At 38.9% G+C, this 7,232-nt stretch carries 3 protein-coding genes; all 3 read left to right on the forward strand.

Going from position 1 to position 7,232, the window contains the following annotated elements; all coding sequences use genetic code 11:
* Window positions 1–403 precede the first annotated feature (403 nt).
* The 3 genes from A9239_RS10720 to uvrA all read left to right on the forward strand — a co-directional run bounded on the left by A9239_RS10720 (window position 404) and on the right by uvrA (window position 7,110).
* Window positions 404–1,582: a hypothetical protein gene (locus A9239_RS10720; RefSeq protein ID WP_230668858.1), complete on the forward strand. Its 1,179-nt coding sequence runs from the start codon at window positions 404–406 to the stop codon at window positions 1,580–1,582.
* Between the two features lie 531 nt (window positions 1,583–2,113).
* Entirely contained in the window at window positions 2,114–2,530 is a 417-nt protein-coding gene (gene nikR, locus A9239_RS10725; RefSeq protein ID WP_048122695.1) for a nickel-responsive transcriptional regulator NikR, read from the forward strand.
* A 1,562-nt stretch (window positions 2,531–4,092) separates the two neighbouring features.
* A complete protein-coding gene (gene uvrA, locus A9239_RS10730; RefSeq protein WP_048116692.1) occupies window positions 4,093–7,110 on the forward strand; it encodes an excinuclease ABC subunit UvrA in 3,018 nt (1,005 codons plus the stop codon).
* Window positions 7,111–7,232: the final 122 nt, after the last annotated feature.

A 7,232-nucleotide genomic window follows, 5' to 3' on the forward strand; every position in this document is an offset into this window, starting at 1 on the left:
TCGGTAAAGGTCATTTCGGTGGATGTTCAGGATGAGATGCTTCAGATATTAAAGTGTAAAAGTGAGCGTGAAGGGCTTAGTTCTCGCATCGTTCTTCATAAAATTAGTTTTAAAGGTTTTTGATAAATCGATAGCATTAGGGAAATTAAATGAATTTTTGCGTTTACCTGCAGAAAGCAGGGTAAAGTCATAAATCTTGTTTGTGTCATATTTTTCTATGTACTTTTAATATATTAATAATCCGCAATATTCATATTTTGTGACAACTCTTTAAATATTCAAACTATATTTGTTACTTGTTTGTTACAGTCAGTTTTTGAGGGGGGACACTGTGATTAAAAATGTTGAATATAGAATTATTCTAATTTTTCTTTTATTAGTTCTGTTTTTACAGATATCAAATATGGCGGCTGCAGAAAAACCTGCGGAACAATGGAACAGGTCTTTTGGTGGAAATGGTGAAGATAGTGCCTGGTGTATTCAACAGACTTCAGACGGTGGGTATATAGTGGCAGGCACAACGGCTTCATACGGCAAAGGTATAGAAGGTTATCCGGATGCCTGGCTTATTAAGGTTGATAAAAGTGGGAATATGCAGTGGAATAAAACTTATGGGGGAACTTATTTTGATGAAGGATACTTCACCCGACAAACTTCAGACGGCAGTTATGTGTTGTCAGGTTACACATTTCCTTCTGGTTATGCCGAACCATGGCTGATCAAGACAGACAAAAAAGGAAACGAGATGTGGAATAGAGTATCTGATAATATTACTCATTGGGATTACCTTCAGTACAGGGCTGAACGTACTTCTGATGGTGGATACGTAATTGGCGGTATAGTCGAATATGAGATCGGAGAGCGGGATGATCTGGTTCTGGTCGATTATGATATTATGATAACTAAGTATGACATGAGTGGCAATAAGCAGTGGAACAATACCTTTGGCAAAAATCATAGTCTTGAAACATTGAACTTTCTATTAGATCCTGTTAAGCAGACTTCTGATTGCGGATATGTAATTGCCAGTGCTACTATCTCAAATCAATCAAGTAACTATGATATCTGGCTTATAAAGACTGACGAGTATGGTAAGGAGCAGTGGAATAAGACCTTTGGCGGACCTATGGATGACTCTGCTTTTTCTATCTCGCTTACTTCAGATAATGGTTATGTGTTGGCCGGAATGTATAATGACTCATGGACCCTTGAGACTGATGGTAACGCGTTCATAATGAAAACAGACAGTGAAGGTAATCAGGAATGGATAAAAGAATTCAGAAACTGTACGCTATATTCCGTTCAACAGACTTCAGATGGTGGATATGTAGCTGCGGGCGTTAAAAACGAGAACGCATGGTTAGTTAAGTTGTCAAGCGATGAAAAAAATGCTAAGTATGAAACCGGAAAAAATATCGAATCTGAGAATTGTGAAGATACTGAATTTGAGAATGGCAAGGATACTGAATCGGAAAATGGAAAAAGTATTGATTCTGGTAATACATTAGATAGCTTCTCTGCCCAGGTAAGACATTACATTTGCGATATATTCAGGGAGATATTCCAGTGGAACTATACTTAAAGGGACTACTATACTTGAAGAGGCTACTATACTTAAAGGGACTACTTAAAGGGACTACTTAAAGGGAAACTTTTCTTGAGAAAATCACATTCCTGTTTTTAATGCAGTGTTGCAAGCTTCAAATCTTTTAAAATTCCTGGGTATTATGTCTACTCCCCTTTTTCTGCTTTTCCAAACAAACTTTGGAGTATTTCGATCCATCAAGAGCAAACTTATTTCCAATTAACGCCAAGAAGGATAAGAATCCGTATTTTATTAAACAATGGCACGAAAAAGTTATATACATCGTTCAGAAGTTTTAGTCAAACCTCATTTTAACTCCGTATGCCGAGAATAGATCATTTTTCTATACAAAAAATGGCTATACTACTTTATGTCGGTTCTACATTACTAAAGTGTCCTTTGGTCATAATTTTATAATTAATATATTTATTTTATATTAATACCTACATGAAAAAAGCATATATAGTAATACATACAATAAATAATGTAACATTTAGATCTAAATTAAACTGTATGGTGGGTATTATGATAGAAACAGAACTTATGAGGATAGGTGTCTCTCTTCCAGATACCCTTCTGAATAAATTCGATGAAATCGTTGAGAAAAGAGGTTATTCTTCCCGCTCGGAAGGCATGAGAGATGCTATCAGGAGTTATATTTACCATTATGAATGGATAAACGACGTTAAGGGCTATCGTATAGGAACAATTGCGGTTATTTATGACAACAAGAGAAAAGACCTTGCAAATGTTTTAACAAATATCCAGCATAACTATTCTCACCTGATAAGATCTTCAGTGCATGTTTACCTTGATCGTGAAAATTGTTTTGAACTAATTTTTCTCAATGGAAAAGGTGAAGATATTGCAGAACTTACTGAATCTATAATAGCCTTGAAAGGAGTCAAATTTTCAAAACTTACAACTATATCATTAAATAAATAATGAACTTATAGGTATATTTTGAGAAGTATACTCTGAGCTCATCCCAAAACCAGCTTTATACTAAGAACTGATAAGAATTTAAGACCTATTCCCGTGATCAGAAACTCATTGATTATTCTTAATTCCATATTCGGAGAAGCAGTTTTGAGTTATGGAATAGGTTCTCTTATAAACAAGTATATTCTTCCTTTTAAGAAGCATTGGCCTGGATGAGTTTTAAACTATTGAATACTAAGTAAAATAGGAAATTTTGAACTCAAATTTGAACGCGAAAACACCTGAAATTCCTCACCCGCTGCACATACAGGTAAAGAATTCAGGAGTTATGCGTTCAATTCACAGATTTAGGAGGCTTTTCTATTTTTGTCTGTTCGCTTAGACATAGATACATACGACAAACTGTTATTTAACACTTTTCATTACATTTGTGATATTTGATATTATTATATTGAAAACTTGTATTACTAATTTTAGGTCAACATTCAGGAAAAAACACTTTAACTTTTACAGTACCTGAGAAATATGAAGTTAATAACCTTAGTAGGACAGTGTTAACTAATTTATATTTAATAGTTTTCTTCTTTTTTGGTTCAATTGGGCTTGACAATTTTTATAAGTTTAAAAAAATTTATTATATATTCTATGTAATTCCATGCTTTTTTACTACAATCAAGATTGTAACGGGGACGCGAACATATCCCCATTGCTTGTAGGGGTGCGCCAGCGCAACGAGAGTAACAATATTCTCAAAATACAAAAATAGGCAAAGAATTTCCTAAATTACTTAAAGATAAATATCCTTCTCTTTTTGAAGACAGAAAATATTGAAGTACTATCACCAGGGCACTTCTCATGAATACTTTCTTGCAAACTTAACATAAATCTACTAAAATATATTAAAGTAGATAATTATTTATATGATCGACATGATCTAGCCCTCCATCACATGATTAAAAGTTCAAACTCCGCATTTCTTGCAGTATACCGATGTTTTTTTCTCCTTCTTTTTGGGGATCAGTTCCTTGCTTAACAGGCTTTTATTTACGCTGGTTTGTAGAGAAAATGATTATTCCGAACTGAAAGTATTAAAGACAAACAGATCAAAAATTAAACGTAAGAACGCCATACAATTCAATATCTATGAACGCAATCTACTAAATATAAACTTTAAAACCGGTTATTTACTGATTAATACTTTCACTCCGCTATATTACTCTATTAATAAAAAGTCTGCATTCTGCTGTATGTATCGAAAAACGGGGTAGCATGAATCCGAAAATTGTCATATATATGAGGAGTGAAATCAACGTCATGTAATTATCACTACTTATTTATAATAATATATGGAATTATCTGCCTGAAAAAAATGGCTCGATAAATAAATATAAACTTTAGGTTTTTCAAAAAAGTTTCTTAAAATTCATAAATTCATATCATTTCTGGATTTTTTAGAGATCTAACTTAAAAATCCAGAATTTACTTTAATCTAAAATCCAGACTTTATTCTGACCTTAAATTTTCATCTAACCGATTCAACTGGACAAAAACCCGAGAGAAGGAAAATGAAAAATATTATTATTAAAGGGGCACGGGAACATAACCTGAAAAACATCACGGTAGAACTCCCGCGGGACAAATTAATCGTTATTACAGGGGTATCAGGCTCAGGGAAATCCACCTTGGCTTTTGACACGGTTTATGCAGAAGGACAGCGGCGATATGTTGAGTCCCTCTCGGCTTATGCGCGGCAGTTCCTAGGGCTTATGAACAAGCCGGATGTGGACAGCATCGAGGGCTTATCTCCGGCAATATCCATTGAACAGAAAACGACCTCGAAAAACCCCCGAAGTACAGTCGGGACAGTTACCGAAATTTATGATTACTTGAGGCTGCTTTTTGCAAGAGTCGGCACCCCTTACTGCCCAACCCACAACATAAAAATCGAGTCTCAGTCTCCTGAAAAGATTGCGGACAGCCTGAGCAGAGAATGTGAAGGTATGGTTACCATTCTTGCGCCTATAGTCCGCCAGAAGAAAGGGACATACCAGCAGCTTTTCCGAGAACTGAACAGCGAAGGCTTCACCCGGATGAGGGTAAACGGCGAGATTCACAGGACTGACGATGAGATTACCCTTGACCGATACAAAAAACATGATATTGAAGTCGTGGTTGACCGGCTGGACCCTTCAGAAGACCGCTCAAGGCTTGTTGAAGCATGTGAAAATGCTCTAAATAAGGCAGATGGACTCTTAATAGCAGTTGATTCGGAAGGAAAAGACCACCTTTATTCCTCGAATATGGCCTGTCCTGTCTGCGGCATGGCTTTTGAAGAACTCCAGCCCAGGATGTTTTCTTTCAACAGTCCTTTCGGCGCCTGTGAAGCCTGTAATGGCCTCGGGATCAAGATGGAATTCGACCCTGACCTGATTATTCCGAATAAAACTCTCTGTATTGCAGACGGCGCAGTCGCTCTGTACAGAAATTATCTGGACAGTTACCGAAGCCAGCACCTTGCAGCTGTGGCAAAACATTTCGGTTTTGACATATTTACTCCCATTGAGGACCTCACAGATGAGCAGTATAATGCTCTCATGTACGGCTCGGACGAACTTATGCAGTTCAATATGAGCATGAAGAACGGGGATGCACACTGGTCTCATAGGGGCACCTGGGAAGGGTTGCTCCCGCAGTCCGAGAGACTGTACAGCCAGACAAAATCCGAGTACCGCCGAAAAGAACTTGAAAAATTCATGCAGGTTAAACCCTGTCCAAAATGTGAAGGCAAGAGACTGAAGGAAAAAGTGATTGCAGTAAAGTTCGGCGGGAAATCCATTATAGATGTATCCAATCTCTCAATTCTGGAGTGTATCCGGTTTTTCGAAAACGTGGAGCTCTCGGAAAAGGAAAAAGAGATCGCAAAACAAGTCTTAAAAGAAATTCGCTCCAGGCTCGGCTTTTTAGAGCATGTGGGGCTCGGCTATCTCACCCTTTCGCGAGGTGCAGGTACTCTCTCAGGCGGAGAAGCACAACGAATCCGGCTAGCTACTCAGATTGGCTCAAACCTCATGGGAGTGCTCTATGTGCTTGACGAACCTTCAATAGGACTGCACCAGAGAGACAACGAGCGGCTTATCCAGACTCTCCAGACTCTGCGGGATCTTGGAAATACTCTGATAGTCGTGGAGCACGATGAAGATACTATTCGGTCTGCTGATTATGTGCTCGATATAGGGCCAGGTGCAGGCGTTCATGGGGGTTATGTGGTAGCCGAAGGCACACCTGAAGAAATTGAACAGAATCCGAAATCTCTGACAGGCCAGTACCTTTCAGGAGAAAAACAGATAAAAACGCCTGCCCTTCGCCGGCACAGCGATGCATTCATCAGGCTTAAAGGGTGCAGGGCGAACAACCTGAAGGACATAGATGTGAATATTCCCATAGGGGTCCTGACCGTGGTTACAGGGGTCTCAGGGTCCGGAAAATCCACATTAATTTATGAGACCCTGTACAAAGCCCTGATGAAAAAGATAAATAAATCAAGTGTAACCCCAGGGGACTATGACGAATTGGTTTTCGATTCCGAGATCGACAAGGTAATCGTTATTGACCAGAGCCCTATCGGCAGGACTCCTCGCTCAAACCCTGCCACCTATACCAAGGTTTTTGATGCCATAAGACAGGCTTTTGCCGAAACAAAAGAAGCGAAAATCAGGGGTTATAAAAATGGGCGTTTCTCCTTCAATGTAAAAGGAGGGCGCTGTGAAGCCTGTCAGGGAGAAGGACTGATAAAAATCGAAATGAATTTCCTGCCTGATGTATACATCGAGTGTGAGGAATGCAAGGGTAAACGCTACAACCGTGAAACTCTCGAAGTAAAGTACAGGGGCAAATCGATTGCTGAAGTCCTGAACATGACCGTTGAAGAGGCTGCCGAGCACTTTGAAAACATCCCTTCAATCAAACGCAAACTCGATACTTTAATAAGAGTCGGGCTGGGCTATATCAAACTCGGCCAGAGCTCAACAACGCTTTCCGGTGGAGAAGCCCAGAGGATCAAGCTGACAAGGGAACTCTCCAAAAAGTGTACCGGAAAGACCATTTACCTCCTTGATGAGCCCACAACCGGACTTCACTTCCATGATGTCAAAAAACTCATCGCAGTTCTTAACAGGCTTGTGGCAAAAGGAAACACTGTGGTTGTAATAGAACATAACCTGGATGTAATCAAATCAGCAGACTATATCATTGATCTGGGTCCCGAAGGCGGGAACGCAGGCGGAGAAATTATTGCCGAAGGAACTCCGGAGGAAGTGTCCACAGTTCAGGGAAGCTATACTGCACGCTTCCTTGCTCCTAAACTTTCACAGTCATATCTCGACATGTCGGGAGAAGAACCTGTTGAAGCTGTTTTTGAAGAAGGGGAAGAGTTTGAGACCGATTATGAAGATCTTAATGACGATCAGAATGAAGAGGATTCTGAAGATTTTGAAGAAGAGTCGGAGGAAGACTCCGAAGACTCCAGAGGTTTCAAGCACAATAAACATAGAGCCAACAATGCATTTCAAGAGCAATTGATTTAAAATGTTTTTTAATATTTATTTGGTAAATTTAAGCCGGTTTAATCTAATTTAAACCCGATGAAAGCCTAATTAAGCTGATTAAACCAATTAAATTGATCAAATTGACTAAACTGACTAAACTG

It is taken from the genome of Methanosarcina sp. A14 (assembly GCF_001729375.1).
In the GTDB taxonomy this organism is placed as follows: domain Archaea; phylum Halobacteriota; class Methanosarcinia; order Methanosarcinales; family Methanosarcinaceae; genus Methanosarcina; species Methanosarcina barkeri.

Bases quoted from the DNA above. Each gene is read 5' to 3' on its own strand.
- A9239_RS10720 (WP_230668858.1), top strand. From the start codon at position 404: ATGGCGGCTGCAGAAAAACCTGCGGAACAATGGAACAGGTCTTTTGGT.
- uvrA (WP_048116692.1), top strand. From the start codon at position 4,093: ATGAAAAATATTATTATTAAAGGGGCACGGGAACATAACCTGAAAAAC.